Source organism: Gordonia sp. NPDC058843 (assembly GCF_042743165.1).
Classification (GTDB): Bacteria; Actinomycetota; Actinomycetes; order Mycobacteriales; family Mycobacteriaceae; genus Gordonia.
In genome coordinates this window covers 68,717-95,705 of sequence record NZ_JBHYNC010000009.1, presented here as the reverse complement: position 1 = coordinate 95,705, position 26,989 = coordinate 68,717, and the positions used below count along the sequence as shown (strand labels likewise).

General features: G+C 67.8%; 30 protein-coding genes. 18 read left to right on the top strand and 12 right to left on the bottom strand.

Annotated features, from left to right (window positions below; genetic code table 11):
• Positions 1-392: 392 nt before the first annotated feature.
• The 3 genes from msrB (at position 393) to ACFW3F_RS09240 (ending at position 2,545) form a co-directional block, all read left to right on the top strand.
• A complete protein-coding gene (msrB, locus tag ACFW3F_RS09250) occupies positions 393-887 on the top strand; it encodes a peptide-methionine (R)-S-oxide reductase MsrB (protein ID WP_388056503.1) in 495 nt (164 codons plus the stop codon).
• A complete protein-coding gene (gene msrA / locus ACFW3F_RS09245; protein WP_388056501.1) occupies positions 884-1,432 on the top strand; it encodes a peptide-methionine (S)-S-oxide reductase MsrA in 549 nt (182 codons plus the stop codon). Before msrB ends, msrA begins: the two co-directional genes overlap by 4 nt.
• Before the next feature lie 174 nt (positions 1,433-1,606).
• Positions 1,607-2,545 (top strand): PfkB family carbohydrate kinase, encoded by a 939-nt coding sequence (locus ACFW3F_RS09240; protein WP_388056499.1) that lies wholly within the window; start codon positions 1,607-1,609, stop codon positions 2,543-2,545.
• A gap of 101 nt (positions 2,546-2,646) precedes the next feature.
• On the opposite strand, the gene ACFW3F_RS09235 is transcribed toward ACFW3F_RS09240, so the two are convergent.
• A complete protein-coding gene (locus ACFW3F_RS09235; protein ID WP_388056497.1) occupies positions 2,647-3,279 on the bottom strand; it encodes a flavin reductase family protein in 633 nt (210 codons plus the stop codon).
• A gap of 162 nt (positions 3,280-3,441) precedes the next feature.
• Here ACFW3F_RS09235 and ACFW3F_RS09230 point away from each other — a divergent pair, with 162 nt between their 5' ends.
• From ACFW3F_RS09230 to ACFW3F_RS09215, 4 genes are all read left to right on the top strand, one after another.
• Positions 3,442-4,173 (top strand): tyrosine-protein phosphatase, encoded by a 732-nt coding sequence (locus ACFW3F_RS09230; protein WP_388056495.1) that lies wholly within the window; start codon positions 3,442-3,444, stop codon positions 4,171-4,173.
• The gene (locus ACFW3F_RS09225; RefSeq protein WP_388056493.1) at positions 4,166-4,483 is read left to right on the top strand and encodes a DUF2470 domain-containing protein; all 318 of its coding nucleotides are present in this window, start codon (positions 4,166-4,168) and stop codon (positions 4,481-4,483) included. Before ACFW3F_RS09230 ends, ACFW3F_RS09225 begins: the two co-directional genes overlap by 8 nt.
• Positions 4,484-4,565: 82 nt before the next feature.
• Complete coding sequence (locus ACFW3F_RS09220) at positions 4,566-5,243, top strand: hypothetical protein (RefSeq protein WP_388056491.1); 678 nt, start codon at positions 4,566-4,568, stop codon at positions 5,241-5,243.
• Between the two features lie 105 nt (positions 5,244-5,348).
• On the top strand, positions 5,349-6,173 hold the full coding sequence (locus ACFW3F_RS09215) for a mycofactocin-coupled SDR family oxidoreductase (protein WP_388056489.1): 825 nt from the start codon (positions 5,349-5,351) through the stop codon (positions 6,171-6,173).
• 60 nt (positions 6,174-6,233) lie between these two features.
• Here the strand turns inward: ACFW3F_RS09215 and ACFW3F_RS09210 are convergent, their stop codons facing one another.
• Complete coding sequence (locus ACFW3F_RS09210) at positions 6,234-7,241, bottom strand: LacI family DNA-binding transcriptional regulator (RefSeq protein ID WP_388056487.1); 1,008 nt, start codon at positions 7,239-7,241, stop codon at positions 6,234-6,236.
• Between the two features lie 134 nt (positions 7,242-7,375).
• Between ACFW3F_RS09210 and ACFW3F_RS09205 the strand changes: the two genes are divergently transcribed.
• Complete coding sequence (locus ACFW3F_RS09205) at positions 7,376-8,563, top strand: acyl-CoA dehydrogenase family protein (protein ID WP_388056485.1); 1,188 nt, start codon at positions 7,376-7,378, stop codon at positions 8,561-8,563.
• A gap of 82 nt (positions 8,564-8,645) precedes the next feature.
• Here the strand turns inward: ACFW3F_RS09205 and ACFW3F_RS09200 are convergent, their stop codons facing one another.
• Complete coding sequence (locus tag ACFW3F_RS09200) at positions 8,646-9,092, bottom strand: STAS domain-containing protein (protein WP_388056483.1); 447 nt, start codon at positions 9,090-9,092, stop codon at positions 8,646-8,648.
• A 117-nt stretch (positions 9,093-9,209) separates the two neighbouring features.
• Here ACFW3F_RS09200 and ACFW3F_RS09195 point away from each other — a divergent pair, with 117 nt between their 5' ends.
• A complete protein-coding gene (locus tag ACFW3F_RS09195) occupies positions 9,210-9,551 on the top strand; it encodes a hypothetical protein (protein ID WP_388056481.1) in 342 nt (113 codons plus the stop codon).
• The gene (locus ACFW3F_RS09190; RefSeq protein WP_388056479.1) at positions 9,538-10,362 is read left to right on the top strand and encodes an RNA polymerase sigma factor SigF; all 825 of its coding nucleotides are present in this window, start codon (positions 9,538-9,540) and stop codon (positions 10,360-10,362) included. The genes ACFW3F_RS09195 and ACFW3F_RS09190 overlap by 14 nt, the downstream gene beginning before the upstream one ends.
• Here ACFW3F_RS09190 and ACFW3F_RS09185 read toward each other — a convergent pair.
• Together ACFW3F_RS09185 and ACFW3F_RS09180 are read right to left on the bottom strand one after the other, a co-directional pair.
• A complete protein-coding gene (locus ACFW3F_RS09185; protein WP_388056477.1) occupies positions 10,352-11,530 on the bottom strand; it encodes a zinc-dependent alcohol dehydrogenase in 1,179 nt (392 codons plus the stop codon). The two genes, ACFW3F_RS09190 and ACFW3F_RS09185, sit on opposite strands and share 11 nt — an antisense overlap.
• A gap of 2 nt (positions 11,531-11,532) precedes the next feature.
• Positions 11,533-11,985 carry a hypothetical protein gene (locus tag ACFW3F_RS09180; RefSeq protein ID WP_388056475.1) on the bottom strand — a complete coding sequence of 151 codons (453 nt, stop codon included), beginning with the start codon at positions 11,983-11,985 and terminating at the stop codon, positions 11,533-11,535.
• A 327-nt stretch (positions 11,986-12,312) separates the two neighbouring features.
• Between ACFW3F_RS09180 and ACFW3F_RS09175 the strand changes: the two genes are divergently transcribed.
• Positions 12,313-12,738 carry an anti-sigma factor gene (locus ACFW3F_RS09175; protein WP_388056473.1) on the top strand — a complete coding sequence of 142 codons (426 nt, stop codon included), beginning with the start codon at positions 12,313-12,315 and terminating at the stop codon, positions 12,736-12,738.
• On the opposite strand, the gene ACFW3F_RS09170 is transcribed toward ACFW3F_RS09175, so the two are convergent.
• The 5 genes from ACFW3F_RS09170 to ACFW3F_RS09150 all read right to left on the bottom strand — a co-directional run bounded on the left by ACFW3F_RS09170 (position 12,710) and on the right by ACFW3F_RS09150 (position 17,702).
• Positions 12,710-13,579 carry a galactosyltransferase-related protein gene (locus tag ACFW3F_RS09170; RefSeq protein ID WP_388056471.1) on the bottom strand — a complete coding sequence of 290 codons (870 nt, stop codon included), beginning with the start codon at positions 13,577-13,579 and terminating at the stop codon, positions 12,710-12,712. The two genes, ACFW3F_RS09175 and ACFW3F_RS09170, sit on opposite strands and share 29 nt — an antisense overlap.
• Positions 13,576-14,559 (bottom strand): hypothetical protein, encoded by a 984-nt coding sequence (locus ACFW3F_RS09165; RefSeq protein WP_388056469.1) that lies wholly within the window; start codon positions 14,557-14,559, stop codon positions 13,576-13,578. Before ACFW3F_RS09165 ends, ACFW3F_RS09170 begins: the two co-directional genes overlap by 4 nt.
• On the bottom strand, positions 14,556-15,665 hold the full coding sequence (locus ACFW3F_RS09160) for a glycosyltransferase family 4 protein (RefSeq protein ID WP_388056467.1): 1,110 nt from the start codon (positions 15,663-15,665) through the stop codon (positions 14,556-14,558). The genes ACFW3F_RS09165 and ACFW3F_RS09160 overlap by 4 nt, the downstream gene beginning before the upstream one ends.
• On the bottom strand, positions 15,658-16,773 hold the full coding sequence (locus ACFW3F_RS09155; protein WP_388056581.1) for a glycosyltransferase family 1 protein: 1,116 nt from the start codon (positions 16,771-16,773) through the stop codon (positions 15,658-15,660). Before ACFW3F_RS09155 ends, ACFW3F_RS09160 begins: the two co-directional genes overlap by 8 nt.
• Positions 16,774-17,027: 254 nt before the next feature.
• Complete coding sequence (locus ACFW3F_RS09150; protein ID WP_388056465.1) at positions 17,028-17,702, bottom strand: PAS and ANTAR domain-containing protein; 675 nt, start codon at positions 17,700-17,702, stop codon at positions 17,028-17,030.
• 244 nt (positions 17,703-17,946) lie between these two features.
• On the opposite strand from ACFW3F_RS09150, the gene ACFW3F_RS09145 reads away from it, so the two are divergent.
• Positions 17,947-18,195: a hypothetical protein gene (locus tag ACFW3F_RS09145; protein ID WP_388056463.1), complete on the top strand. Its 249-nt coding sequence runs from the start codon at positions 17,947-17,949 to the stop codon at positions 18,193-18,195.
• A gap of 62 nt (positions 18,196-18,257) precedes the next feature.
• Positions 18,258-19,118, top strand: coding sequence for an SDR family oxidoreductase (locus tag ACFW3F_RS09140; protein ID WP_388056461.1), 861 nt, complete (start codon positions 18,258-18,260; stop codon positions 19,116-19,118).
• Positions 19,119-19,128: 10 nt separating this feature from the next.
• Here the strand turns inward: ACFW3F_RS09140 and ACFW3F_RS09135 are convergent, their stop codons facing one another.
• The gene (locus ACFW3F_RS09135) at positions 19,129-20,415 is read right to left on the bottom strand and encodes a lipase family protein (RefSeq protein ID WP_388056459.1); all 1,287 of its coding nucleotides are present in this window, start codon (positions 20,413-20,415) and stop codon (positions 19,129-19,131) included.
• Positions 20,416-20,567: 152 nt separating this feature from the next.
• Between ACFW3F_RS09135 and ACFW3F_RS09130 the strand changes: the two genes are divergently transcribed.
• From ACFW3F_RS09130 to thpD, 5 genes are all read left to right on the top strand, one after another.
• Positions 20,568-21,242, top strand: coding sequence for a FadR/GntR family transcriptional regulator (locus tag ACFW3F_RS09130; RefSeq protein WP_388056457.1), 675 nt, complete (start codon positions 20,568-20,570; stop codon positions 21,240-21,242).
• Positions 21,239-22,426, top strand: a complete 1,188-nt coding sequence (locus ACFW3F_RS09125) for a CynX/NimT family MFS transporter (RefSeq protein ID WP_388056455.1) — start codon at positions 21,239-21,241, stop codon at positions 22,424-22,426. Before ACFW3F_RS09130 ends, ACFW3F_RS09125 begins: the two co-directional genes overlap by 4 nt.
• A gap of 82 nt (positions 22,427-22,508) precedes the next feature.
• Positions 22,509-23,876, top strand: a complete 1,368-nt coding sequence (hpnE, locus tag ACFW3F_RS09120) for a hydroxysqualene dehydroxylase HpnE (RefSeq protein WP_388056453.1) — start codon at positions 22,509-22,511, stop codon at positions 23,874-23,876.
• A 3-nt stretch (positions 23,877-23,879) separates the two neighbouring features.
• Positions 23,880-24,665: a PaaI family thioesterase gene (locus ACFW3F_RS09115; RefSeq protein ID WP_388056452.1), complete on the top strand. Its 786-nt coding sequence runs from the start codon at positions 23,880-23,882 to the stop codon at positions 24,663-24,665.
• A 229-nt stretch (positions 24,666-24,894) separates the two neighbouring features.
• Entirely contained in the window at positions 24,895-25,812 is a 918-nt protein-coding gene (gene thpD, locus ACFW3F_RS09110; protein ID WP_388056450.1) for an ectoine hydroxylase, read from the top strand.
• Positions 25,813-25,829: 17 nt separating this feature from the next.
• Here thpD and ACFW3F_RS09105 read toward each other — a convergent pair whose 3' ends face one another.
• A complete protein-coding gene (locus ACFW3F_RS09105) occupies positions 25,830-26,969 on the bottom strand; it encodes a CoA transferase (RefSeq protein WP_388056448.1) in 1,140 nt (379 codons plus the stop codon).
• Between the last annotated feature and the right edge of the window lie 20 nt (positions 26,970-26,989).

The window sequence follows — 26,989 nt, the reverse complement described above, 5'->3', positions numbered from 1 at the left end:
GGGTGCGGGGGCGCCCCCCCACGCCCCCCCCCCGGCCCCCCCCCCCCCCCCCCCCACGAAGGGTGTAGCAACGTGTCTCACCGAGCCCTTCGAGGCTCGTCGCTTGCGCTCCTCGCACCTCAGGGAGCATGGGTTATGCGGTTCTTTCGGATTAGGGACCAGGGGTTATGCAGTTCTTTCGGATCGTGCGCTGGGTGCTCGCACGGCAGATCTTCGGGCGTGACGTCGTGGGCTGATCGGACTCCGCGATGCCGTGCGCGGGCCGCCGTCCACCTGGTGGGCGGCGGCCCTTGGCGTGTCGGGACCAAAACAGGGCATCGTGGTGTTGTGCACGGTGACGCCTTCCGAGCGCCGTCGATCGACGGGGCGGGGGAGCGTCAGCAGGAGGAAACGTGAGCAACACCTATCGCAAGTCCCCCGAGGCATTGAGCCGCCTCACCGACACGCAGTTCCGCGTCACCCAGCGTGACGGCACCGAGCGCGCCTTCGACAACGAGTACTGGGACAACCACGAACCGGGTATCTACGTGGATGTCGTGTCGGGGCAGCCGCTGTTCTCGTCGACCGACAAGTTCGACAGCGGGACCGGATGGCCGAGCTTCACCAGGCCCATCGACCCCGACGCCGTGGCGACCAAGGTCGATCGGAGCCTGTTCATGCGGCGTATCGAAGTGCGGTCCGCCGGCGCCGACAGCCATCTCGGGCACCTCTTCGACGACGGGCCCCGCGATGCGGGCGGACAGCGCTACTGCATGAATTCGGCCTCGCTGCGATTCATTCCGGTCGGCGAGCTCGAGGCGGAGGGTTACGGCGAGTACGTCGAGCTGTTCGCCGGCACGCACACCACCGATTCCCACGACACCGACACCCACGAGGAGAACGCATGACCAACGACACCGGCCAGATCACCGTCCGCCCCGGCGCCGAGACCGCGGTCCTCGCGGGCGGATGCTTCTGGGGGATGGAAGACCTGATCCGTAAGCAGCCCGGCGTCCTCGACACCCGGGTCGGCTACACCGGCGGACAGAACGACCACGCCACCTACCGCAACCACCCCGGTCATGCCGAGGCGGTCGAGATCGTCTTCGACCCGACCCAGACCTCGTATCGCGACATCCTGGCGTTCTTCTTCCAGATCCACGATCCGTCGACGCGCGACCGGCAGGGGAACGACGTCGGCACGAGCTACCGCTCGGCGATCTTCCCGGTGACACCGGAGCAGGAGCAGGTCGCCCGGGACACCATCGCCGATGTCGATGCATCGGGACTGTGGCCTGGCAAGGCGGTCACGACGATCGAGGAGCTTGGTCCGTTCTGGCAGGCCGAGCCCGAGCATCAGGACTATTTGCTCAACTTCCCGAACGGCTACACCTGCCACTTCGCGCGCCCGGGTTGGGTGCTACCGAAGCGGGACGCGACCGCCGCGAGCTGATGCTCCCGGCCCTGTGATGTGACCGGCCCCGGCGCTTCCCGCGCCGGGGCCGGTTGCCGCGCGTGGCGGTCGACGGTCTTCTCGCGCGTCGGCGGGTACGTTGTCGACATCTGCGGGCACGAGCCACCTCGTGCCGCGGCGTGAGCAGCAACCTCGAAAGGATCGGTCCGGACCATGCCGAAACTTCTCGTCGTCGGGGCCGTCAACGTCGATCTCGTTGTCGAGACCGACCGCCTCCCGGGTCCCGGCGAGACGGTCGTCGGCCCGACGGTGACTCGCCACGGCGGCGGGAAGGGTGCGAATGCCGCCGTCGCTGCCGCGCGCGCGGGTGCCGAGGTTCGATATTGCGGCGCTGTGGGTTCCGACGACATGGGCGCGGCCGCACTCGCCGAATTGCAGGACGAGGGCGTCGACGTGACAGAGGTGGGCGTTCTCGACGGAGTCGCGACCGGGATGGCACTGATCGTGGTCGATCCATTCGGTGAGAACCAGATCGCCGTCGGGGCCGGCGCGAACGCCGCCCTCGACGCCACCGCGGTCGGTGCCGCGGTCGAACGCGCTGCGAGCTGGGCCGGATGTGTCCTGGTCAGCACCGAGATCCCGGCCGACGCCGTTGCAGCGGCAGTGACAGCGGCAGCTGCGCGGGGTATCCGATGCGTCGTCAATCCCGCCCCGGTGCTGCCGTCGACCATCGACCTGATGTCGTCGGCGCCGGTACTCACGCCCAACGAGTCGGAGCTCCGCGACCTCTACGGACTGATCGCCGACGGTCGGGATGCTCCGGAGATGGCGGCGGCCGATCGGGCAGTGGCGGTGGCGTCCCGAACGGGTGCATCGGTTCTCGTGACGCTCGGTGCCGAGGGTGTCCTCATCGCTGACCCGGCCGGTGACACGGTGACACTGCCTGCCGGCCACGTCGACCAGGTGGTCGACACGACGGGTGCGGGCGACACCTTCAACGGGGTGTTCGCGGCTGCGCTCGCCGACGGCTCGTCAGTGGTCGACGCCGCGAAGCGCGGTGGTGCGGCGGCATCCCTGTCCGTCGCGGCCGTCGGTGCGCGTACCGGTATGCCGACCGGCGCCGACATCGACCATGCCGTACGCGGCGCCTAGCCTCTGACCACCCGGTTTCGCTCACCGATTCCGTTCCCGATCACCGAAACTCGGTGAGCGGCTCCGGAATTCGTGAGCGGCAACCCGCCGACCGGTGGCGGCTAGCGCGTGGCGGGTTTGGGCCGCTTCATGAAACGGTGATGGTCGTCGCTCGGCAGGAAGTAGTCGCCCTGTCCGCCCGCCCGCAGCAGCGGCCGCGCCCCGGCCGTGTCGAAAGTCTGGTCCTCGCGCAAGAGCTCGATGGCGATGTGGATCTTCACGACCTCACCCAGGACCATCCAGGTGTCGACGAGATCGCCTGCGGCCGTGCGCAACTGGAACGACTGGGTGACCCGGCATTCGAAACTCACCGGACTCTCCCCGACGCGCGGCGGCGCGACGAGATCGGCAGCGACCGGTGTCAGGCCGGCGACGTCGAACTCGTCTTCGCCTGCGGGTACCGCCGCCGAGGTGGCGTTCATCTTCTCGCCGAGGTCGTCGGTCGCGAGGTTCCACACGAACTCGCCGGACTCGATCGAGTTGGTGGTCGTGTCCTTGTAGCCGATGCTGGCGAAGCCGACGATCGGTGGCGTGTAGTTGAAGAGGTTGAAGAAACTGTAGGGCGCGAGGTTGCGAACCCCGCTCCCGGACACGGTGGAGATCCAGCCGATGGGCCGCGGCGCGACGATGGCGTTGACGGGGTCGTGTGACAGCCGGTGGCCGTGCGACGGCTCGTAGGAGTGGTAGGTCGTCACCGGTGTCCTCTCGTGGCGGTCTTGCGGTCGGGCGGTGGGGCGGTCGGGGCGATCGGGTTGCCGACCGCACCGTCGCCACGGTACGTCAGCGGCCCGGCGTGTCACCGCCTGCGTAAGGTGAGGTGCGACCGACCACCGCGCACATCGACGATCGGGAAAGCTGTGACCCTCTCCTCCGCCTCTGATCTGCGGACTTTCGCCAACATTCGCGATTTGGGTGGCATGCGGGTCGCCGACGGCGGCGTCACCGCCGCCAACGTGCTGATCCGCAGCGACGCCCCCTATCCCGACGACGAGGATCCCGTGGGCATGCCGTGGCCGCCGGCGACCGTCGTCGATCTGCGGGACCCCACGGAGCTGGGCCGGATGGCCGTCACGTGGCCGGCGAATGTGCGGGTCGTGCACCGTCCGGTGTCGTCGGGTGCTCGCGTCGACCGCCTTGCCGACACCGCACTCGTCGACATCTACACCGCGATGATGCGGACGGGTGGCCATCGGCTGACCGCCGCGCTGAACGACTTCGACCCCAGTGGCGCAACTCTGGTGCACTGCGCCGCAGGCAAGGACCGCACCGGCGTGATCATCGCCATCGCCCTGTTGCTCGCCGGCGTCGACGAATCGTCGGTGATCACCGACTACCACCGGACCGAGGACGGTATCGCCGGTGTCTTCGCCCGGCTGCGGGCACGTAAGCGGATCCCGGCGGGCACCACGCTGGAAGCACCCATTCTGCGCACACCGCGTGAGGCCATCGAGTTGGTCGTCGGCGATGTGACGGGTGCACGCGGCGGGTCCTGGGGGTGGTTCGAGGCGAACGGCGGTGACGTCGAACATTTCCAGCGGTGGGTCGCCGCATTCGTGCGCACCGATGCCGATGAGGCTGCGCGTGACTGACCAGAACGCTGCGGAGAGGGCGCAGTTCGGCCCGGACGTCGTGGCTGCCGTGCTCGCGCACATGAACGATGATCACGCCGACGACTCCTTGCTGATCTGCCGTGTGTTGGGCGGGCGCCCGGACGCGATCGCGGCGACGATGACCGGATTCGACCACGAGGCAGCTACTTTCGACATCTCGGTCCCCGAGGGGGTCGTCGGGGTGCGGATCGCCTGGGATCGGCCGGTCCGCGACCGTGCCGACGTCCGGACGGCGGTCGTCGCGATGTTCCGGGTTGCCCAGGAGCGTTCAGGCGATTCCGAGTCCTGACGAGGCGCGACACCCCGCACGGGTGTCGGCGGGCCAGCGTGTCCGTGCCGCGGCGGAGGTCGCGACCGACCATAGTGGCGGTATGTGGAAACAACTCGCCGGTCTCGCGACGTTCGGAGCCGTCGTGGCGGCTCTGGGTGCCGCACTGGCCCAGGGACGCGGGTCCGCCGGCGGCCCCGATTTCGGGATGGTGTGGGGCCCCGCCTACACAGCAGGGTTCGGCCGGATGGACTCGGGCGGGTCGTTGATCGTCGCGGCCGTGGCCGGCGCCGTCGTCGGCCTGCTCGTGGCGTCCGTGCTGCGGGCGGCGGGTGTGCGGCTGGCGGAACCCGCCGGCCTCCGGCTGGGTCGCGTCGTCGGCGCCGGGCTGATCGGTGTCGTGGTCGGGCTGGCTCCCGCGGTGATCCTGCTGGCTGATGCATTCACCGGCAATTCCGACGCCGAGAATCCGGTTCTCGTCGTCTACGCCGTCAGCGGCGTCTTCGGCTATGTGCTCGTGCTCGCCGGGATCTTCGGGGTGCTGCGGGTGTCCGGCGACGGGCACACCAGGGCGACCGTCGCCGCGACCGCGGTCGCCCTGCCCGTCGGCGCCATCCTGGCCACCGGTGCGGGCGTCGGTGTCGCCGGCTGGCTCGGTTACACGACCTCGACGCCGACGTGGGTGGCCACGATCCTCGTCGTGATGACGATCCTGGGCGCGACTTTTGCCCTCGCCCGTGCGTGGGCGGTGCGCCGCCGGTCCGAACCAGTCGGCCTGTGAACCCGGCGGTGGTGCGCGCGTGTGTCCCGGCGAGTGGGTCGAAACCCCCTCCCGGGTGCTCGTCATCGGTAGTGTCCGACCATCGGCGGTGAGAGGAGAGCGGTTGTGGGGTATCCAGGAGAACGTCTGGCGGGCAAGGTCGCGTTCATCACCGGAGTGGCCCGCGGCCAGGGTCGAGCGCATGCGGTTCGTCTCGCGGGAGAAGGTGCGCAGATCATCGGTGTGGACCTCGCCGGCCCGCTACCGGGCGTACCGTACGACTCGGCCACCGAGGAAGACCTCGACGAGACGCGGCGTCTGATCGAGGAGCAGGGCGCCAAGGCTATCCTGACCCGGTGCGACACACGTGATCTGGACGGGTTGACATCGGCCGTCTCCGACGGAGTGGCCGCCCTGGGCGGACTCGACGTGGTGGTGGCCAACGCGGGTATCTGTATCCCGGAGACCTGGGCGGAGGTGACGCCGCAGACCTTCCGGGACACCATGGACGTCAACGTGACCGGCGTGTGGAACACCGTCACAGCGTCGGCTCGCCACCTCATCGATCGGGGTGGCGGTTCGGTGATACTGATCAGTTCGCTGGCCGGAAAGAAGTTGCAGCCCTTCATGGTCCATTACACGACCAGCAAACACGCCCTCGTCGGCATGTCACGGGCGTTCGCCGCCGAACTCGGCAACCACGACATCCGCGTCAACACCGTTCACCCGGGCGCGGTGATCACCCCGATGGGATCGGGACGGATGGTCGCGCGTATCGAGGAGACCAACCAGGCCAATCCGCGCCTGGCCGGCATGGGGATGACGTTCGTCAACCAGTACGCGGCCGAGCCCGAGGAGGTATCGGGCGTCGTTGCCTTCCTCGCCTCGGACGAGGCGAAGTTCATCACCGCCGAAGAGATCTCCATCGACGGTGGGGCGCAGCACTTCTGATTCGGGTCTGCGGTGCGACGGCGGCGTAGTGCGATCCGGTGGGCATCCCGTGCCGTACCGTCACGTGCTGCCGCGCACCACGAGTTCGACAGGCAACCGGCGGGATTCGACGTCTCGCCCGAGGGCGAGGTCGAGGAGACCGCGCACCGCCACCTCGCCGATCTCTTGGGCCGGTGAGCGGATGGTCGTGAGCGGGACGGGAAGTTGGGCGGCCACCGGGATGTCGTTGTAGCCGATCAGGGCGAGGTCGTCGGGTATGCGGAGTCCGAGATCGCGTGCCACGCCGAGGACTCCGATCGCGATCGTGTCCGACACCGCGAAGATCGCCCGCGGACGGTCCGGACGGTCGAGCAGGGCGGAACCGGCCGCTGTGCCGCCGTCGACCTCGAAGGTCGAGGCGATGATGCGGTCGTCGGGCAGCGAGATCCCGGCGTCGTGGAGTTCGGCGCGGAATCCGCTGAGCCGGTCGGTTGCCGTCGTGGCATGAGTGGGGCCGGCGATGACGGCGAGATCGGTGTGCCCGCGCTCGAGGAGATGGCGGGCGGCGATCCGTCCGCCACGCACGTCGTCGCCGCCCACGAACGCGAGTCCGGCGTCGGCGTGCCGGGTGAGAGTCAGCAGGGGAAGGTCGCCGATGCGCAAGGACTCGACGAAGTCGCGTCCCGGTCGGTGTAGCCCGCTCAGGAGCAGGCCGTCGACCTGCCGACCGACGAGCAGTTCGATGGCGCGGCGTTGGGCGGCGTCGTCATCGGGTGGGCTCGACAGCAACACCGAGTAACCGGCCCGGGTGGCGGCCTGCTCGATGCCCTGGTACGTCGTCGCGACGACGCCGTCGGTGAGTCGCGTCATCACGACCCCGATCGTGGTGGTCTTGCGGGTCCGCAGGCTGGCCGCCCACACGTTGCGCTGGTAACCGAGTTGGTCGGCGACCTCCCGCACTCGTAGCGCCGACTCCGACCAGCCGTCGGCCGGCTCGGCCTGGCGAAGCACCCGGGACGCGGTGGACACATGGACGCCGGCACGATGCGCGATCTCTTTCAGCGTGGGCGCACGCTGACCACTGACCACGCTGCTCCTCCTCTGGCCGGTGCCTGTTGACCGTCGACGGCCGAACACCTACCTTAGGCGATGCAAACGTTCTTGCAAACGTTCTCGCGGCGAGCTCGGTCCGCCGCCGCGTCCAACTCTCGACGGAGGTCCGAATGTCTCGTTCCAGCACCCTGCCCCAGCTCTTCGCCCTGGACTCCCTGCTGGACGCCGACGAGATCGCCATCCGCGACAGCGTGCGGGACTTCGCCGCGTCGAAGTTGCGCCCGCACATCGCCGACTGGTTCGAGGAGGCTCGCCTGCCCGCCCGCGAGATCGCCCGGGAACTCGGGGGACTCGGAGCGTTGGGAATGCACCTGGACGGATACGGCTGTCCTGGTCTGAGCGCGATGTCCTATGGGCTGGCCTGCCTGGAACTCGAGGCCGTCGACTCCGGAATCCGCAGCCTGGTGTCGGTACAGGGGTCGCTCGCGATGTTCTCCATCCACCACTGGGGTTCGGAAGAGCAGAAGAACGAATGGCTGCCCCGGATGGCGGCGGGTGAGGCGATCGGTTGTTTCGGACTGACCGAGCCCGACTTCGGGTCCAACCCCTCGGGGATGCGAACCCACGCCAAGCGCGACGGCGACGACTGGGTCCTCAACGGGACGAAGATGTGGATCACCAACGGTTCGATCGCCGATGTCGCGGTGGTGTGGGCGCAGACCGATCTCGCCGACAGTCCCGGCGGCATCCGGGGGTTCGTGGTACCGACCGACACGCCGGGGTTCTCGGCGCCGGAGATCTCCAAGAAGATGTCCTTGCGCGCCTCGGTCACCTCAGAGCTCGTGTTCGACGACGTCCGTCTCCCTGCCTCCGCGATCCTGCCGAAGGCGGAGGGCCTTCGCGGGCCGCTGACCGCCCTCGGCGAGGCGCGCTTCGGCATCATCTTCGGGGCCATGGGCGCAGCCCGTGACTGCCTCGAGGTCGCCATCGACTACGCGCAGTCCCGCGAGGTGTTCGACAAGCCGCTGGCCGGGTATCAGATCACCCAGACCAAAATCGCCGACATGGCACTCGAGGTGGGCAAGGGTCACCTGCTGGCCTACCACCTCGGCCGTCTGAAAGATCGCGGCGAGCTCACGCCCGAACAGGTCAGCACCGGCAAGCTGAACAACACCAGGGAGGCGATCGCGATTGCCCGCGAATGCCGAACGATCCTGGGCGCCAACGGCATCACCCTGGAGTATCCGGTGATCCGCCACGCCAACAACCTGGAATCGGTCCTGACCTACGAAGGCACCTCCGAAGTCCATCAGCTCACCATCGGTCGCGCGCTCACGGGGTCCTCGGCGTTCCGCTGACGCGACAAACCCGGCCGACACGCGGTCAGCCGGGTGTGTTCACCTGCTCGCCGGTGGGGGGCGACGCAGTAGAGCGATTCGCTTACTCGGCGATGGTGAATTCCATCGTGCTCGGACCGACCTGGGTCTCGGTCAGCGCGTGGCCGGCATCCTCGATGGTCTCGAAAGTTCTTACGTAGGAGTCCATTCCGCAGAGCTCGAGGGGCCTCGTGACGCTACGGCCACCGACCAGGACGACTGGCACAGAGCGTGCGCCGGCGTCGTCGATGAACGAACGGAGCAGGACCAGCCCCACAGTTCCGAGGAAGTTCAGACCGGAGAAGTCGAAGACGATGCCGTCGACCGGGCCGCTGATCACGCGGTCGAGCGCGGCGGCGAAATCGGCGGCCGAGTCACGATCGACACTGCCTGAAAATCCCTGCACGCAATATGATTTCGGTGAGACGAACTGATGCGGATGTACCTTCGGGGTGGGCTCGGTGGCGGGGTCGAAGGCTGAGCGAAAAGTCGTCGAAGAAGTGAGAGCCATGATGTTCTCGTTTCAGTGGAATGCGTCTGGCCCGACCGTCACTTCTGGATCGGAAGCCTTGGTGCCCCGTGTGATCGGTGGGGTACCCCCAAGTTCACGGGTGCCCGGACAGCGGGCATGTGGAACGTGATGGTGGAAAGCGAGAAGGCCCTGGGCGCCTATCACTTCGAACGCAGCTTCTACCTGAACCGCACTCCCTACCCTACGTTGCAGACGGGTTGCGTACAAGGCTGTGCCGACTTCGGCGGCCGTGACGGAGATGCGTCTTGCCGCCATATCGCCGTGACCAGGCCGCAACCGGGTGTGGCTGGACGCAAACCGGTGACCGTGGTTGGCTTGAGTCGGATATGCGTCGAAACCGGTGCGCACATCGCGCTTCTTCGGGATGCGGCCTGGACACCTCGGCGCATCATTTCGAGCAATCTGCACATGTCTGGTGGTGAGAATGGCGTCGGGTGACCGAGGCGATCACGACGACTACAGCGACGTCCTACCTTCACTTCGGGCGATGCGCGAGGAGAAGGACGACGTTCGCCGTGCCCGCCTTCGGGACGACGTCATCGCGAGGTGCCTGCCTCTGGCGGATCATGTCGCCAGACGCTTCTCCGAGCGCGGGGAACCCATCGACGATCTGCGCCAGGTGGCGCGGATCGGTCTCATGCACGCGGTCGATCGCTTCGACGTCGAGCGCGGCAACAACTTTCTCGCGTTCGCCGTGCCGACCGTCATGGGCGAGGTGAAGCGGTACTTCCGCGACAGCACCTGGTCTATCCGCGTTCCTCGCCGGGCGCAGGAGGCCTCCCTCAACATCGCCAAGGCCAGCGAAGAGCTGTTGCAGTCCCTGGGCCGGTCGCCGCGCCCGAGCGAGATCGCCAAGCATCTCGGACTACCCGTCAACGAGGTCATCGAGGGCATGGTCGCCCGATCGGCTTACACCGCGAGCTCGATCGACGCGGAGGCCGGCTCCTCGACCGACGGCTGGACCCTGGCCGACACCCTCGGCGACGAGGATGCACGCCTGGAACTCGTGGAGGAGTTCGTCACGCTCCAGCCGGCGCTTGCGCGACTCACCGAACGGGAACGCACGATCCTCACCCTGCGGTTCTTCAAATCGATGTCGCAGAGCGAGATCGCGCGTCAGGTGGGGATCTCGCAGATGCATGTGTCGCGACTGCTGACGCGCATCCTCGAAACGCTCCGGGCCGAGGTCGTCGTCGAGGACGAGGACGGTAACGGCGTCAGCGGCAAACCCCCTGGTGTCATGGCTTGAGGATCACCTTGACCATGCCGTCGTTCTTCCGCTGGAAGGTCTCGTAAGCCTGCGGGGCCTCGTCCAGCGGTAGCTCGTGGGTGGCGAAGGTGTCGACACCCAGCGGGTCGTCGTCGGTGAGCAGCGGCATGATGTCGTCAACCCATCGCTTCACATTGGCCTGACCCATGTGCAGCCGGATCTGCTTGTCGAACATGGTCAGCATGGGCAGCGGGTCGGCCGCGCCGCCGTAGACCCCGGAGAGCGAGATCGTCCCGCCGCGTTTGACGATGTCGATGGCCGAGTAGAGAGCACCCAGCCGGTCGGTACCCACCTCGGACATCGCCTTGCGGGCCACGGCATCCGGCAGCAGTCCGACGACGCTCTGCAGTGCCTTGTTGATCGGCGAGCCGTGTGCCTCCATGCCGACGGCGTCGATCACCGAATCCGTACCCAGTCCGCCGGTGAGGTCGCGGATGGCGTCGCCGACGTTGTCGACAGCGTCGAAATTCACGGTCTCGACACCGCGGGCCTCCGCCCGGGCGAGTCTCTCGGGCACGCGGTCGACGCCGATGACCCGCGCGCCCTGGTGCGCGGCGATGCGAGCAGCCATGTCGCCGATCGGGCCAAGGCCCAGCACCGTGACCGTTCCGCCCTTGGGGATCTCGGCGTAGGCCACCGCCTGCCAGGCCGTGGGAAGTACGTCGGAGAGGTACACATAGCGTGAATCCGGCTTCTCCAGAGGCACTTTGATGTGCGTGAACTGGGCCTGCGGTACACGCAGATACTCGGCCTGTCCGCCCGGCACCGAGCCGTAGAGCTGGGAGTAGCCGAAGAGTGCGGCGCCCATCCCGGATTCGGTGACGCGGGTCGTCTCACACTGCGTCATGAGTCCGTCGTGACAGAAGAGGCACGAACCACAAGAGATCTGGAACGGGATGACCACCCGGTCGCCGACGCGGAGGTCTCCGGTCTCACTGCCCACCTCCTCGACGATGCCCATCGGTTCGTGCCCGAGGATGTCGCCGGCCTGCATGAACGGGCCGAGGACTTCGTAGAGGTGGAGATCCGATCCACAGATGTTGGTCGAGGTCACCTTGATGATGGCGTCGGTGGGCTCGATGATCTTCGGGTCGGGCACGGTGTCGACCGACACCTGTCGTTTGCCCTGCCAGGTCACTGCGCGCATGGTCACGCCTTCCCGTCGTTGTCTCGGCGACGCTCGTCGTGCATCTCTTCCAGCCGGTCGTCCCGACCTCGTTCGCGCTTGCCGGCGTGTTCGACCGGGAAGTCGTGGAAACGCTCCTCGTATCGTTCGGCTTCCTCGGCGGTGGTCTCCGGCTGGATCGGGTCCTGATGGGCGCGGTCACCGTCCCGGGCCGCGCGACGACGCAGCAGGACACGGCTGCCGATCAGGAGACCGATCGCCAGTAGACCAGCGATGACGGCTCCCACGGCGAGCCACACCGTCGCATCGCGGTCACTTGCGCCGGCCGCGATTGCGGTGGCTGCGAGCACGAGCATGAAGCCGAGGCACACGAAGCCGAGGAGGCCGATGGCCTTCAGTCCTCGCGACTTTCGTCCCGGACGCCGTGCGATCGCCTCTCGTGAGGCGACTTCTTGATCAGGTGACAGATCTGGCATGGTGCACTCCCTGCGCTGTCTGGTTGTGGCCGGCGGCCGCTGTGCGTCGACTGCCGGCCTCGGTGTGCGGACGGGTTACCGCGCCAGGGCGGTGATGAAACCCCCGCGGCCGGACCGTGGGTCGGAACTGGGACGGAATGAGAGTCGAATCTCATCGAATCCGTCTCCCGGCAGACGCTCTGCTACCGTTGCCGCACGTGTGCGGGGGCACCATTCAGCGCGGCGAGGTCTCCACAGCCGCGGTTTGGAACACGGCATCGCGGGGCACTCATGACCAGACCAGCCGAGACCGGCACCGACAAGCAACGGGCGAAGAAGACTCATTTGATGACCGATTCCGACGCCGCGTCCCAGCTATCGATCGAAGGTGGTGCGCCGACGATCCTGCGTGTTCCGGCCGCGACCGATCGCCTCGCACTCGTGCGGGGACTTGTGGAGACCGCGCTGTACATCGACGACTGGGCACTCGACGACGTCATCGACGCGAAGGTGGCCGTGGACGAGATCTGCTCGCAGATCATCTCCGCAGCCGCCGAGGATTCGTCGATCGAGATCACGCTGCATCTGTCGCCGCAGGGCGTGATCGGCGAGGTTCGTGGCGAACTGCTCGGTGACGTGACCCTGAAGCAGTCGACATTCGGATGGCGGATCGTGCAGACCGTCACCGACACCCACACCATTTCCTATGAGGACCCGCGGCCGGGCGCCGGGAACCGCGGTGTGGTCATCCGCTTCTCGAAATTCCGCGGCTGACGTCGCTGGGCAGTCTCCAGTCGCTGCCTGCGGTGTCGTAGGCGATCAGGCCGCGTTCGGCGAACGCGCGCAGCCACCCCTCCATGGGCCACGTGCCCCAGCGCCGGTGGAAGACCCGCGCGTTGCGCAGGATGTCCGTCAGATGCTCGACGGGTGGGTCGGAGACCGGGTGATGCTGGTGATAGGCGTATGCGCCGCCCACCCAGGCGATCCGAAAACCGTTGTGGCGGGCCGACATCGCGAAGTCTGTGTCCTCACCGCCGTATCCTCGGTAGCCGTGGTGGAAGCCACCCAGGGCGAGCCAGTCAGATGTCCGGATGGCGAACGACAGTGACCAGAACAGCATGAGTTCCGAGGACAGCTGCGTCTGCCCGCACCGCGGTGAGGGACGCGCGGGGTGCGGATCGGTGAACCGGGAGAGTTCGCGGGCGTCGAAGGTCGGCGTGTCGGCGGGTAGGTAGGTGACCGGGCCGCAGTAGAGGAGGGGCTGGTCCGGCGTGGCCCCACAGGACTGTAGATAGCGTCCGAGCATGTTCGGGCCGGGAATGCAGTCGACGTCGAGGAACAGCAGGATCGACGCTCCCGCCGCGATCGCGGCCGCTGCCCCGGCGTTGCGCGCGTCGGCAAGCTGCAGGGTGCCCGGGTCGTCGTTGCTGAACCCGATGACCCGTACCGGATGCCCTTCGGCGACGGTCGCGACGTCCGGGTCGTCCATCGCGACGATGATGTGCAGGTCGGGCCGGCGGGTCGAATGGTCGAATGCCTCGAGCTGACGCCTCAGGTGGAGGTGCCGCCCCGAGACGATCGTGATCACCGCGACCACATCGGGGGAGCCGGTCATCGGTGCGCGACCGCCTCGACGGCCCGCGCGGCCCGCTCGGCGGCACCCGCGGTGTGCCACCGCGACCACGTCGGTGAGGTGTCCCCGGCGGTTCCGATGATCGACCGCCAGCTGTCCGCGTCCGGCCAGGAGGAGGTGACGAAGGCCAGTTCGGAGCGTGCGAGCGTGTTGCCGGTCGTCCGTTGTTCGGCGAACGGGCGATCCTCGGGGATCACCACCGCCGGACGGCCCGCCGCGGCGGCGTCGGCGACACTGCCCTGACCCGCCCCGATGACGACGACCCCGGCGCTGCACAGGAAAGGCCACGGGTCGTCGACCCAGGTTCCGAAGGCAGGTCCGAGCCCGACGACGGTGTGATCCGGGAGCTCGTCGGCGAGGGTGGTCGCCGGATGTGGATCACGGCCGTCGCCACCGCCGGCGCCGGTGAGTACGAGGACGTCGGCGGCGAACGTGGGATGCGACACGGGCAGCCGTCCGTCGAATCGCGAGATGCCGCCGGTGAAGACGGTCTTCGGGAGGTGCTCACGCAGCCAGTCCGGCTGGTACAGCTCGGCGGGCCAGGGCGCGATGATCGCATCGGCGGCTCGGTAGGCGAGCTGATGCGGCAGGTCGTCGCGGACCCCGGGCATCGCGGTCACGACCACCGGGACACCGAGCAGCCGGAGGAACAGGGTGACCTCCACCGACACGTCGACGACGACGGCCGCCGGCTTACGCTCGGCGACGAATGCCGCCAATTGCGCCATGCGCTTGCGAAGGCCGGTGTCGTGCCGCGGTGCCCAGTGCAGCAGGCCGCCCGCGTCGACGTCGTGCGGCTGCTCGTCGGTGTCATCGCGGTCGAGACTGATCACCTCGCTGAACGCAGGGTCGGCCAGTGCGGCGCTGGTCAGTGCGACGACGTCGGTGCCGATCTGCCCGGCGATGGCGGTGGCGCGGGAGCAATGCCCGCGTCCCTGGTGATGAACGTAGTAGCCGATCACACCGGTACCTCCTGGGGGAACGACCATGCACCGGCGACCGGGCCCTCGGCGACCAGGTCGGCATAGATGTCCATGTACCGGTCGATCATCGCGGTGTCGGAGCAGTGGTCCTCCGCATGTCGTCGGACGACCCCTCGGTCGATGCCGAGCGCCTGCGTCGCCGCGACAGCCAGCGCGTCGACATCGCCCGGCGGCACCAGAACGCCGGCGCTTTTGCCGACGATCTCCGGAATGCCACCGCGGGCGAAGCACGCCACCGGCGTGCCGCATGCGAGGGATTCCGCGACCACCAGGCCGTACGGCTCGTCCCAGACCGGGGTGACCAGGGTCGCGCCGCAGGAGCCGACCAGATGAGCGAGGTCGTGCTGGTGGAGATGTCCTTCGTAATGGACGAGGTCACCCAGCGAAGGGGCGATGTGTTGCGCGAAATACTCTGTGTCGCTGATGGGTCCGGCGAGCCGGAGGCGGCGGCCGGCTCGATGCGCGGCCTCGATCGCGAGGTGTGGACCCTTTTCGGGCACGAAACGTCCGAACCAGACCAGGTCGTCGCCACCCGGACCGACGGGCCAGTGGTCCAGCTGAACTCCGTTGTGCACCACCGGTATGTCGCCGAGCACATGCGACCAGGACCGCGCGGTGTGCCGGCTGACGGCGACACAGCGGGTGCCGGGCGCGAGTGTCAGCGCCGACTCGAGCCATGGCGTGGGTGGGGTGTGCAGTGTGGTGACCATCGGGGTCTGCACGGCAGGTCCCATGGCGACCGGCAGGTGGTGCAGGCTGTGGTTGTGGATCACGTCGTACTCACCGGGGTTACGGCTGAACGACAGCATCAGCGACAGGTAGGCGTGGTGATCGTGCATCACCTCGAGCGCAGGCATCGACACGTCGGATCGGGCGGCGGCCGACGGTTCGAACAACTCCGCGCGCAGGCGACCCGAGTCGACCGGCAGATCGCTACCGGCACCAGCGAACAGGGTGACCTCGTGGCCGGCGAGGGTCAGTGCGCGGGTGAGGTGCCAGACATGGGCCTCGAGTCCGCCGGCGAACGGTTGCGCGATCGGGTAGCGGCTCGACGCGACGATGGCGATCCGCAGGGCGTCACGCATCCAGAATCCGGGTGTAGAGGGCGGCGTGGTGCTCGGCGAGAGACTGGCGCTGTGCACGCCGGTCCGGCCACATTGCCGCTGCCGGCCGGGCCGTATAGGCCTGTGCCAGAGCGGAAGTCAACGAATCCGGATCGAAGTGGTCCTCGGTGAACTCGAACGACAGGCAGTCCTGCTGCTCGTGGTAGAAGCCGCAGCTCGGCGCGATGACCGTGGTACCGAGGTCGTGGCAGGCCTCGAGCCAGCCCGAGTGGGTGCCGAATCGGTACGGTAGTACCGATACGGAAACGCCCCGCAGGTAGTCCCACAGCTGGTCGTCGGAGAAGTACTCGTGGACGAGCACACGGGCATACGGATGCCGCGACAGCGCGAGCGCCGTCGTGCCGAAGTCGGGATTGTAGGAGTGCTTTCCCGGAACGAACACCTCGTCGTGCAGGTTGATCTGAACGGTCATGTCCGGGTAGTCCGCGGCCGCCTCGAGCAGGGTCATGATCACCGGCAGCGGATCCATGTTCGCGCGGATGCTCTTGGCGTGGACGCCGACGACGAACTCGTCGGTGTGCGGTTCGCGCGGTGCGAACCGTCCCGGCGGCACGACGTGAGGGTGGGGAAGAACAGTCGCCTGTCGGTGCCACCGGCGCGCGACCTCGCCGGCCGCGCCGGGGGTCAACGTGATGACCTCGTCCGCCGCGGGCACGAGAATGTCCAGGACTTCTTCGTGGTGGCCCGGTTCCGGATGATGGGGATTGCGCAGATCGTGCAGGGTGTACACGAGCGGTTTGCCGTGCGTCCGCAGTTCGTCGATCACCGCCGACATCACCGCAGGCTCGACGGCGTCGAACCCGAAGTGGATGTGGAAGACGTCGAACTCGTTGTGGTGCTCCGCGATCCACGCGGGGTCGAGCATCAGTGGCGGCCACCACTTCCCGGGGGCCCGGACGCCGTCGGCGGGTACGGGGTCGGGGAGGCGGACGACAGACACGGCGCCGGTGTCGAGCGTGCTCACCGTGCCGTTGAGCGGCGACAGGTGCCGGACGTACACATGGGACTGCGGCACGGAGGCGACGCGCACGCGCGTGGTGCTCGCCGGCGAACGCAGGCCTGCCGACACCGCCGGTGCCGACCGGTCTCGTGCCGTGCCGGGCACCCCCGCAGTCGCGAGGGTTGCTGTTCCACTTGACTGCCCACTGCCCACTGCCACATCCGTTCACTCGGGTCCGAACGGCTGTGTACTCAACCGGCCTGCGCGACCACGGCTTCGCCTGCCGCAGACGACTGCCGATCTCCGGCAGTTCTCATGCGGCGTGAATACCCCGGATCGCCTGCCGCGAAACCGTGAGTGGACGCGGTGAACGGTGGTGCGGGTCAGTGAGAGTTCGACTGTGGCGCGCTCTGGTCGTCGATGCTGTGCGCGTTGAGGAGCAGATGGTCGAAGGACTGCCGTACCGGGTCGGGAAGCACCACGAATTTGTGGACGCCGGTGACGATCGACCGCGCGAGCTCGTTCACCTTGACGTTCGCCGTCTGCGACCGCCAGCGCATGACCTCGAACGCGCGATCGGCACTCACCCCGTATGCCAGCGAGATCATGCCCTTGGCCTGTTCGATGACTCCTTGGTGCTCGCGGAACCGCGCGACATGCTCGTCGACGCGGTCCTTGACGGCCCTCTCCTCGATCGCCGTCAGGTCGAGGTAGAAACCTTCGGCGCCGATGACCGCCCCGGAGTCGTCGGTGAGTTGCTGCGAGACGACCGCCACGTGACGGACCTGGCCCGCGGTGTCGACGATGCGATGCCGGCTCGAGAACGGAATCCGGCGGTCCAGCATGGTCGCGAGCAACTCGTCGAACGACTGTCTGTCGTCCGGGTGCTTGTGCCCGGCGATCAGCTCCGTCGTCGGAGTGACCTCACCGGGCCGGTAACCATGCATCTCGGCGACCTCGTCGGACCACTCCCACTCCTGGGTGTCGAACAAGAACCGGAAGCTGCCGACGTGACTGATGCGGGACTCGCCGGCGGTGTGATCGTTGGCGTCTGTCACCCTCACCCCTACAAACCACAAATCAACAAAGGTGCCAGCGGTCTCGGGCGAAAAGTCAGCTTACCTGGCTGTCGTCCGAGACGGGAATCGGGCCGGGCGGCGTGCTGCATGTCCGACTTGCGCGGTTCGTTTCGTGGGTCGACCCAACGGGTATCTGCGGGACGCCGGGCTCGGCGGTGACGATGAGACCCACCCCCGCCGACCCGCACCGGACCCTGATCTGCCCTAGGCGAGGAGGACGAGAATGAGCACCGACAACGTGGGTGACAGCGCGGCAGCGGCGACCGAGGGCATCAATCCCGACTTGACGTCCGCGGCGGGTTTCGAGGACCTGGACGAGGACCGACTCGGTCAGGATCCACTCGAGGAGGGCATGGATCCGCCGGAGGACTGGTCGGCCAGTGATCGCACCGGGACGACCGCACGTGAACAGCGCGAAGGGGAATCCCTCGACGAGAAGCTCGACCAGGAGATTCCCGACGATCATCCCTGACGCCGCAGGCGGCCGGGCTCGCGTGATGTTTCCGGGCGAGCCTGCACGGGCATGCGTCGCCCATGAGTGACGAGAACCCCGAGCACGTACCGAAGACGATCCCGTACCCCGGCGAGACCGACGAGATGGGTGACCGCCCACGGGACGAGATGCGCGAGTACCGCGGTCGCGATCTGTTGACGGGCAAGACCGCGCTCATCACAGGTGGCGATTCGGGTATCGGCCGCGCAGTCGCGGTCGCCTTCGCCAAGGAGGGTGCCGATGTCGCCATCGCCTACCTCGAAGAGGACAACGACGCCCGGCACACCGTCGAGCTCATCGAGGCCCAGGGACGGCAGGCACGCGCCTACCGCGGCGACCTCGCCGACCCGGCGCACTGCGCCGACATCGTGAAGCGGACCGTCGACGAACTCGGTGCGCTGGACATCCTGGTCAACAACGTCGCCTATCAAGAGGTCGTCGACGACTTCCTGGACCTCACGCCCGAGCAGTGGCGGCGCACCTTCGACGTCAACATCGACAGCTTCTTCCACACCACGCGAGCCGCGGTCCCGCACCTGACCGGCGGCGGAGCCATCATCAACACCTCGTCGATCAACGGCCTACGCGGCAACGACAGCCTGATCGACTATTCGGCGACCAAGGGAGCTGTTCTCGCGCTGACCTATTCGCTGGCACAGGCGTTGATGAAACGGAAGATCCGCGTGAACTGCGTGGCCCCGGGCCCCGTGTGGACGCCACTCATCCCGGCCACCATGCCCGCCGATGCGGTCAAGGACTTCGGTACGCAGGCGCCGATGGGACGCGCCGCGCAACCCGACGAGATCGCGCCGTCGTACGTGTTCTTCGCGGCCGAACAGCTGTCGTCGTACTACACGGGTGAGGTCCTGGCGCCGATCGGTGGCGAGACGCTGCCGGGCTGAGTCGGCGAGGTCAGGGCACCGGAAGCGGTGCCAGGCTGTTCCCGCGCGGCAGCGAACCGCAGTTGCTCTGCGTCGGAGCGCCGGCGAATCTCTCCGTGAGATACTGCAGCGCAAGAGGTTCGAACGGCAGAAAGGCTTCCTGATGGGTCAGGCCGTTGATCTGCCGGTAGGTGACGTCGACGCCGCGTGAGCAGTACTCGTTCGCGAGGCCGATGACATCGCCGGTGATCATCAGGGTGTCGCCGATGGCGTTGTAGTGGCCCACCGCGAGAAGCATCTTCGTCGACGGGGTGCCCGAACGGCCCATGATGTTGTCGTTGATCGCCCGCACCACCTGCGGCACGTCGAGGAGCCCGGTGTACGGCGGCTTGACCATGTCCGCGCTCGTGAGGCCCGGATACTTCGACGCGAACTCGGAGATGCACTCATCGCTCACGTCCTGGGCGACCTGCCGGCCCCGCGCCGACAGGAAAGTCGAGGTGTCGAGCCGGTAGGCCCGCTGGTAGGCGACCACCAGTGCCGGGATGACGCCCGCCCACTTCGCGCTGCCGTTGATGTAGGGCAGGTTGTGCGCGAGGTCGACGGGCAGGCCGCCCGCGGCGGCGCCCACGATGTTGAGTTCAGGGGCGTAGCGCGGCGCGACCTCGGCTCCGAACTGGGTGGGGATCGACCCGCCGGAGTAGCCGACCAGTCCGACCGGGGTCGACCGGGGAAGCCGCAGGAACGACTGTGCGGCGCGGATGCCGTCGAGCGCGGCGTACCCCGACTGCCGGCCGATGGTCCACTGCAGCTTCTCGCCCTCGTAGTCGGGGACCACGACGGTGTAACCGGCGGCGAGATAGCCTGCGATGACGCCCTGTTCGGCAGTCGCGGTGCCGTTGGTGTACCCGCCGCTGAGTGTGTAGGACGGGTCGCACTGGGACCCCAGCGCGTCGTAGGCCATGTGGTACGACACCAGGCGGGTCGGTCCCGGGGTCAGGGGCCGGAGCACGGTCGCGACCGTCACCACGCTCTCGCCGAACTGGTCGGTGGTGCGATACAGCACCTGCGAGCCGGTGATCGGTGTGGACATCGTGGGGGTCCGGAATTGCATCGGACGGCTGCGGAGTACTGCTCCGGGTGCGACACCCGACAGCGAGGCGTCGAATCTGTAGAACGGGTCGGCCGACGGCAACGGCGAACCCGGCCCGGGCGTGGCCTGAGCGGGAGGTGTGCCGGCGAATATGCCGATCATCACGCCGACGACCACACCGATGACACTCACGCGCAACCAACTCGTGCGCACCCCGAACGACATGGCTCATCTAAACATCGAACGGGACGCCGCGTAAGGGGAAGGTTGATCGGGCGGATGTCGGTTTCCCGCCGCGGTCGGCCGGACGGGGTGCCAGGCCGGCCGACGACGGTCCCCGACGCACTCGGTAAACATGGGATGTTAGGTTGTTTGCCGTGTCCGGACCGATCACCCCACCCCGCAGGACGAGCGAACTCGTGGTGCAGCGCATGCAGGAGCTGATCGCCGACGGCACCTGGCCGCTGGGTGAGCGGATCCCCGCCGAGCCGGAGCTCGTGGCGCAGTTCGGCGTCGGACGGAACACGATCCGTGAGGCCGCCCGGGCCCTGGAACACGCCGGCATGCTGGAGCCGCGGCGCGGCGACGGCACGTATGTGCGCGGACGGAGCCCGCTCGCCGGTGCCATCGCACGACGCTCCGCACCGTCGGAGCTCCGTGACCTGCTCGAGGTGCGTCGCGCGCTCGAGAGCGAGGCAGCGGCGGGTGCGGCCGGTCGGGGCGACGCCGCCGATGTCGAGCGCCTGCGCATGCTGTTGTCCCGCACCGAGAATGCGCTGGCCGACGGCGATCTGGATCGATACACCGAGGCGGACATCGCCTTTCACGCCGAGCTCGTCGTCGCATCCCGGAATGCCCTGCTCATCGAGATGTACGACGGGATAGCCGAGGTGATCGCCCGCACCCACCCGTCGGTGTTGCGACGACCGCTGGCCGAACAGACGCACCCGCGCGGACACCGCGACGTCGTCGACGCGATCGAGCGCGGTGACGCCGGTGCGGCGCGCGCGGCCGTGTACGCCTATGTCGACTTCACCGAGGTGCCGGAGTGAGCGGGCAGGCTCTGTCCACGCGCGAGAAGTCCGGCGTCGGGGTCATCGTCACGGCTGTCGGGGTGATGCTGGTCGCCGCGAATCTGCGACCCGCGGTGGTCGCGGTCGGGCCACTCATCGGCGTCATCTCCGACGACGCCGGGTTCAGCAGCGCGGTCGCAGGTCTTCTCACCGCGCTGCCGGTGCTCTTCTTCGGCATCTCCGCACCGGTCGCACCACGCCTCGCCAACCGTTTCGGGATCGAACGGGTCATCTTCGGCGCGTTGCTCGTGCTGATCGTCGGCATCCTGGTGCGTCTGATCCCCTCCGCGGCAGCTCTTTTCGCCGGCTCGGCCATCATCGGAGCCGCCATCGGCACCTGCAACGTGGTGCTGCCGGCGCTGATCAAACGGGACTTCGCCCGACGCTCCGGACTCATGACGGGCCTGTACTCGATGACGCTGTCGGGCGGGGCCGCGGTGGCCTCCGGTGTGAGTGTCCCGATCAACGACGCGCTGGGTGGGGACTGGCGGCTCGCGCTCGCCATGTGGGCGATCCTCGCGGTGGTCGCCGTGATCGTCTGGCTACCGCAGCTCCCCATGGTCCACCGGGTGACGTCGGCCGGACCGACGTCGTCGCTGCTGAAGAACCCGATCGCGTGGGCCATCACGGTGTTCATGGGCACGCAGTCGTTGATCTTCTACACCTTCGTGGCGTGGCTGCCGCAGTATCTCGTCGACACCGGGATGTCGCCGCTGCGCGCGGGTGCCGTCCTCGCGTCGGCGCAGGTGGTCGCCCTGATCATGTCGCTGCTCGCGCCTATCGTCGCCGGCCGCTTCGCCGGCCAGCGCGCCGTGACGTTGTCGGTGATCGCCGTCTGCGCCATCGGCTTCGTGGGGCTGTTGAGCACCGACGTGTGGCCGGGGTTCTGGGCGGCGTGTGTGATGGTCGGGCCGGGTTCGTCGATCAGTCTGGCCCTTCTCTTCATGGTGCTGCGCAGCTCTGGGTCGCAGCAGACGGGACAGGTCTCCGGAATGGCCCAGTCCGTCGGCTATCTGGCGGCCGCGGCGGGCCCGATCGCCGTCGGCGCCATCCACGACGTCACCGGCTCGTGGACCCTTGCGATGGCGGTTCTCGGATTGGTGCTGGTGCCGCAGGCGCTCTCCGTCCTCGGCGCTGCCAAGGACGTCAAGATGACCGGCTGACGGTGCGGTGGCGCGCGGGCTTGCAGAGAGCGAAACCGCGCATCCCCGGTACCGGTCAGTCCTGACCGCTAATCTCGGACGCATGCATTGTGTGGTCGTGGGTGGGGGACTCGCCGGTCTGGCGTCGGCGGTGTGGCTCTCGGAGGCAGGTCAGCGTGTCACCGTTCTCGAGCGGCGCGGTTCGCTCGGCGGTCGCACCATCTCGATGCCGCTCCAGGCCGTCGACGATGTGCCCGACAACGGTCAGCACGTGTTCGCCAGTGGATACGAGCACCTCATGCGCTATCTGGACAGCGTGGGCACCCGCGAACACGTCGCCTTCCCCGGACACATGACGATCCGGATGCCCGGTGGGGCGACGCGCAGGTCGGGCTTCGCGGGCTTGGCCGGCCTCCGTGCGGCGTTCGGCGATCTCCCGGGGGTGACCGGTCTGGACCGGTTGCGGACCGCGCGTGCCCAGATCACTCTGATACGACAGGCATTCCGGCAACCCGACTGGCTCGATGACATCACCGCCGACGAGTGGTTCCGTCGCATCGGAATGCCGCAGTCGGCGCGGGATGCGCTGTGGGACGGCATCGTCATCGGTCTCACCGGTGACAAACCGGACATCTCCTCGGCCAAGGTTCCGGCGGATCTGTTGGTGACCGGAGCGCGCAGAGCACGGGAGACGCGAACGCCGATCTCCATCGGCTACCCCACGGTCGACCTCGACACGCTGTTCATCGAGGGCGCCGAGAAGCGGTTCGCCGACGCGGGTGTGGAGGTCCGCCACCGCGCGGTGGTGTCGTCGATCGACGTGAACGACGGAACCGTGAGCGGTGTGACACTGGCCGACGGCGAGAAGGTCGCGGCCGACGCAGTCGTCTGCGCGGTACCGGTGTGGAGCGTGAAGGGGCTACTCGACCAGGTCCCCGGCCACGAGCAGATCTATCGTGCCGTCGACAACCTGACCGCCGTGCCGATCGTCAGTGTGAACCTCTACCTCGACCGCTCGATCGGCATGTCCGACTGGGGTGAGATCCTGTACGGCGGTGAGGGTGTGCTGGAACAGGTGTGGGATCGCCAGCGCATGCACGGGCGCGAACCACGCGACAATCACTTCTATTCGACGACGGTCTCCGCGTCCTATGACCTGATCGGCAAGACCAACGCCGAGATCACCGAGATCCAGATGGACATGCTGCGGCGCTACTTCCCGCAGGCGGCCGACGCCGAGGTGATCCACAGCCACGTGGTCCGCATGCCGAAATCGACGTTCGCGCAACGCCCGGGCACGGCCGGCCTCCGCCCCGATCAGCGGACTGCCGTGAACGGCCTTGCGCTCGCGGGTGATTGGACCCGCACCGACTGGACCACGACGATGGAGGGTGCGTGCCAGAGTGCGGCGCGCGCCGTCGAGGTGATCCTGGAACACGCCGATGCCCGACGCGCCCAGCAGCGCCGATAACCCATGACGACTTCTTCTCCCGTGTTCCACGTCGGTGGTCCCGAGGTGATGTTGCGCATCGGCGACGTGACGGTCTCGGCCGAACGAGGCGAGGCGCGCACGGAAGGCGGCCCATGGCTCGCCGACCCCGTCGCCGGCGTGAGCCGAGGCGCGCTCGCCGTCTCCTGCGACGACGTGACCGGATATCTGGTCGCCGCCGGCAGCCCCCGCGGCCGCTGGCCGGTCTCCCTCGGTATCCGCATGGACTTCCTGGCCGACCCCCCGCTCGACGGGACGTTGCGTGTCACGGGTGAACTGGTCGCCCGCGACGAGCGCGGTGCGATGACCCGCGGTGCCGTGACCGACCCCTCGGGCCGGACGATCGCGACGATCATCCAGCGGTCGCACCTCATCGACGCACCGAGAACCCCGGGGGAGCACGCCACCCCGCAGATCCTCGAGGCGCCGGAGAGTCCTGTCCGCGAGCAGCTCGGACTCGTCGAGACCTCACCGGGAGTCGCGTCGATGGCACCCACCGTCCTGTCGGCGAACGGGATGGGCAGCGTACACGGCGGAATCCTGGTGTGCGGATGCGAACTCGCGGCGTCGACTTGCGTCGGCGCCGAGGGTGACATGCGCACGACCAGCATCGACATCACCTACGTCCGCCCGTGTGACGCGGTCGGTACGACGACCTTCACCTCCGAGATCCTGCACCGCGGACGCTCGCTGTCGGTGGTGCGAGTGGTGGCGGCCAATGAGGGTCGCAAGCCCGCAGCGATCGCAACCGTGGTCCTGCAGCACATCTGACGTCCGCGCGACCGGCATACCTGCATGGTTGCAGGGGCCCGTCGTGCCTGGCAGGCTGCAGACAGACGGCCGTTTCCGACGCGCGTGAAGACCGTTCGCGCCGCCACCGCCGTGCATATCGCGATTCGTCGCCGTGTGACGTTCGCGCACAACACAATCACCTTCCTGCCGCCGAGGCATGTCTGCTTCGAGAGCGGCCAGCCGGATTAGGGAAAGGATCGCCCAGATCGTGGTGACTCACACAGCAACCAGAATGCCGGAGTCGGTACGGGCGACACACAAGGGTGTCGACGTCTACCGCACCAGGCTCGCGCACCGGAGCCAGATCGAACCGCGCCCGCACAACACCGTCTGGGGAAGCATGGGGAACCCCGGACCGCTGTCGGCGCCAGAACTCCGGCACTACGCCGATCGCGGATACCACACCGAGACAAACGTTCTTGCCGACTCCGACATCGCCGCCTGTCTGCGTGAGGTCGAGTCGATCACCGGACGTCTCGGCGACGACGAGCGGGTGATCCGCGAATCGTCCAGCGGTGATGTGCGATCGCTCTTCGCGGTGCATCGGCTCAGTGACGTCATCGCCGAGATCTGTTGGCGGGAATCGATTGTCGGCGTAGCACGGCAAATCCTCGACGACGACGTGACGATCCACCAGAGCCGGATCAACCTGAAGCCCGGCTTCGCTGGTGGTCCGTTCTACTGGCATTCCGACTTCGAGACCTGGCACGCCGAGGACGGGATGCCGGCGCCACGTGCATTGAGCGTGTCGCTGGCCCTGACGCCGAACTTCTCGACCAACGGTCCGCTGATGATCATCCCCGGTTCGCACCGACGGTTCGTCAGCTGTGTCGGCTCGACGCCCGGTGACTACCACCGGGAATCGCTGACGTCCTACCGTCCGCAGTTCGGGACACCGGAGCAGGAGGACGTCGCAAGCCTCGCCGACGAACTCGGCATCGACACGATCACCGGCCCGGCCGGGTCCGCACTGTACTTCGACTCCAACTGTCTGCATGCGTCCGGCGGGAACATCACGCCCTACCCGCGCAGCAATCTGTTCGTCGTCTTCAATGCGAAATCCAATGCGCTGCAGGAGCCGTACGGGGGGACCCCACCGCGACCGGATCATCTCGCGCACAGGTGACGCGGCGCGCAGGACTGTCAGAACCCGCTCGAGGACCCCAGGTCCGGGGCCGGCTCGGCGAAGAGGTGCTCACCATCGAACCTCGCGGGTAGTCCGGCCGCCAGGTAGGTGCCGATACCGGGCTGGTCCAATTCGGAGAAGAGTGGATTGCGCTGCAGTACACCGGATTCGACGACCTCACCGAAGGTCCGATACCGCTCCCACAGTACCGAAGCCGTTGCCAGCGCCGTCTCGACCTCCGCGGTCGAGTGCCGCGCGAACCAGGCCGCGAACAACGGTGTGAGAACACCGCGGTGGGTGTACCGGTCGTCCTCCCTGCTGAAGTCCGCATCCAGCGCCCGTTCGACGGCAGCGATCGCATCGCCGGTCCCGGTCATCTCGACGAGGCTGCGGAAGTGGCGGCTGGTGAGGGCGACGAGCATGAATCGGCCACCGTCGGCAGCCTCGAAGTCGGTTCCGTACGTTCCGTATACGTCGTTTCCGGTGGCCGGGCGGGTACCACCGCCCAGCTGTGGTTCGGTGAGGTATCCGAGCGTCCCGGCGAGGGCGAGGGCGGTGTCCTCCAGGGGCAGGGTGATCTGTGCGCCCGCCCCGGTCTGGTCCCGTCGTCGTACGGCTGCCGTGATCGACAGCGCGGCATAGAGACCGCAAGCGATGTCCCACGCCGGCAGCGCATGGTTGACGACACCGGCGTAGTCGGTGGGACCGGTGATCGCCGGGAATCCCAGCGCCGCGTTGACCGTGTAGTCGACTCCCGGGGTGCCGTCCGTGCGGCCGAGCAGCTCCAATGTGATGACGTCCGGGCGGCGAGCGGACAGCGTCTCGTGGCTCATCCACGGCCGTCCGCCCGCATTGGTGACGAGGATTCCGCCGCCCGGTCCGCTGTCGCTGACGAGGTCCTGAACAGTTCTCTGGCCCTGGGGATCACGGAAGTCGACGGTGACCGATTTCTTGCCGCGATTGAGCCCGGTCCAGTAGATCGAGGTGCCGTCGCCGGTGACCGGCCACCGGTTCACGTCCGCGGCGCCGCCGAGCGGGTCGACGCGAATGACCTCGGCGCCGAGCTGCGACAGGGTCAGGCCGCACAGCGGTGAGGCGACGAAACTCGACACCTCCACGATGCGGAGGCCATGGAGCGGGCGGGGATTCGGGCTCATGCGCGGAAGACTCCTGGATC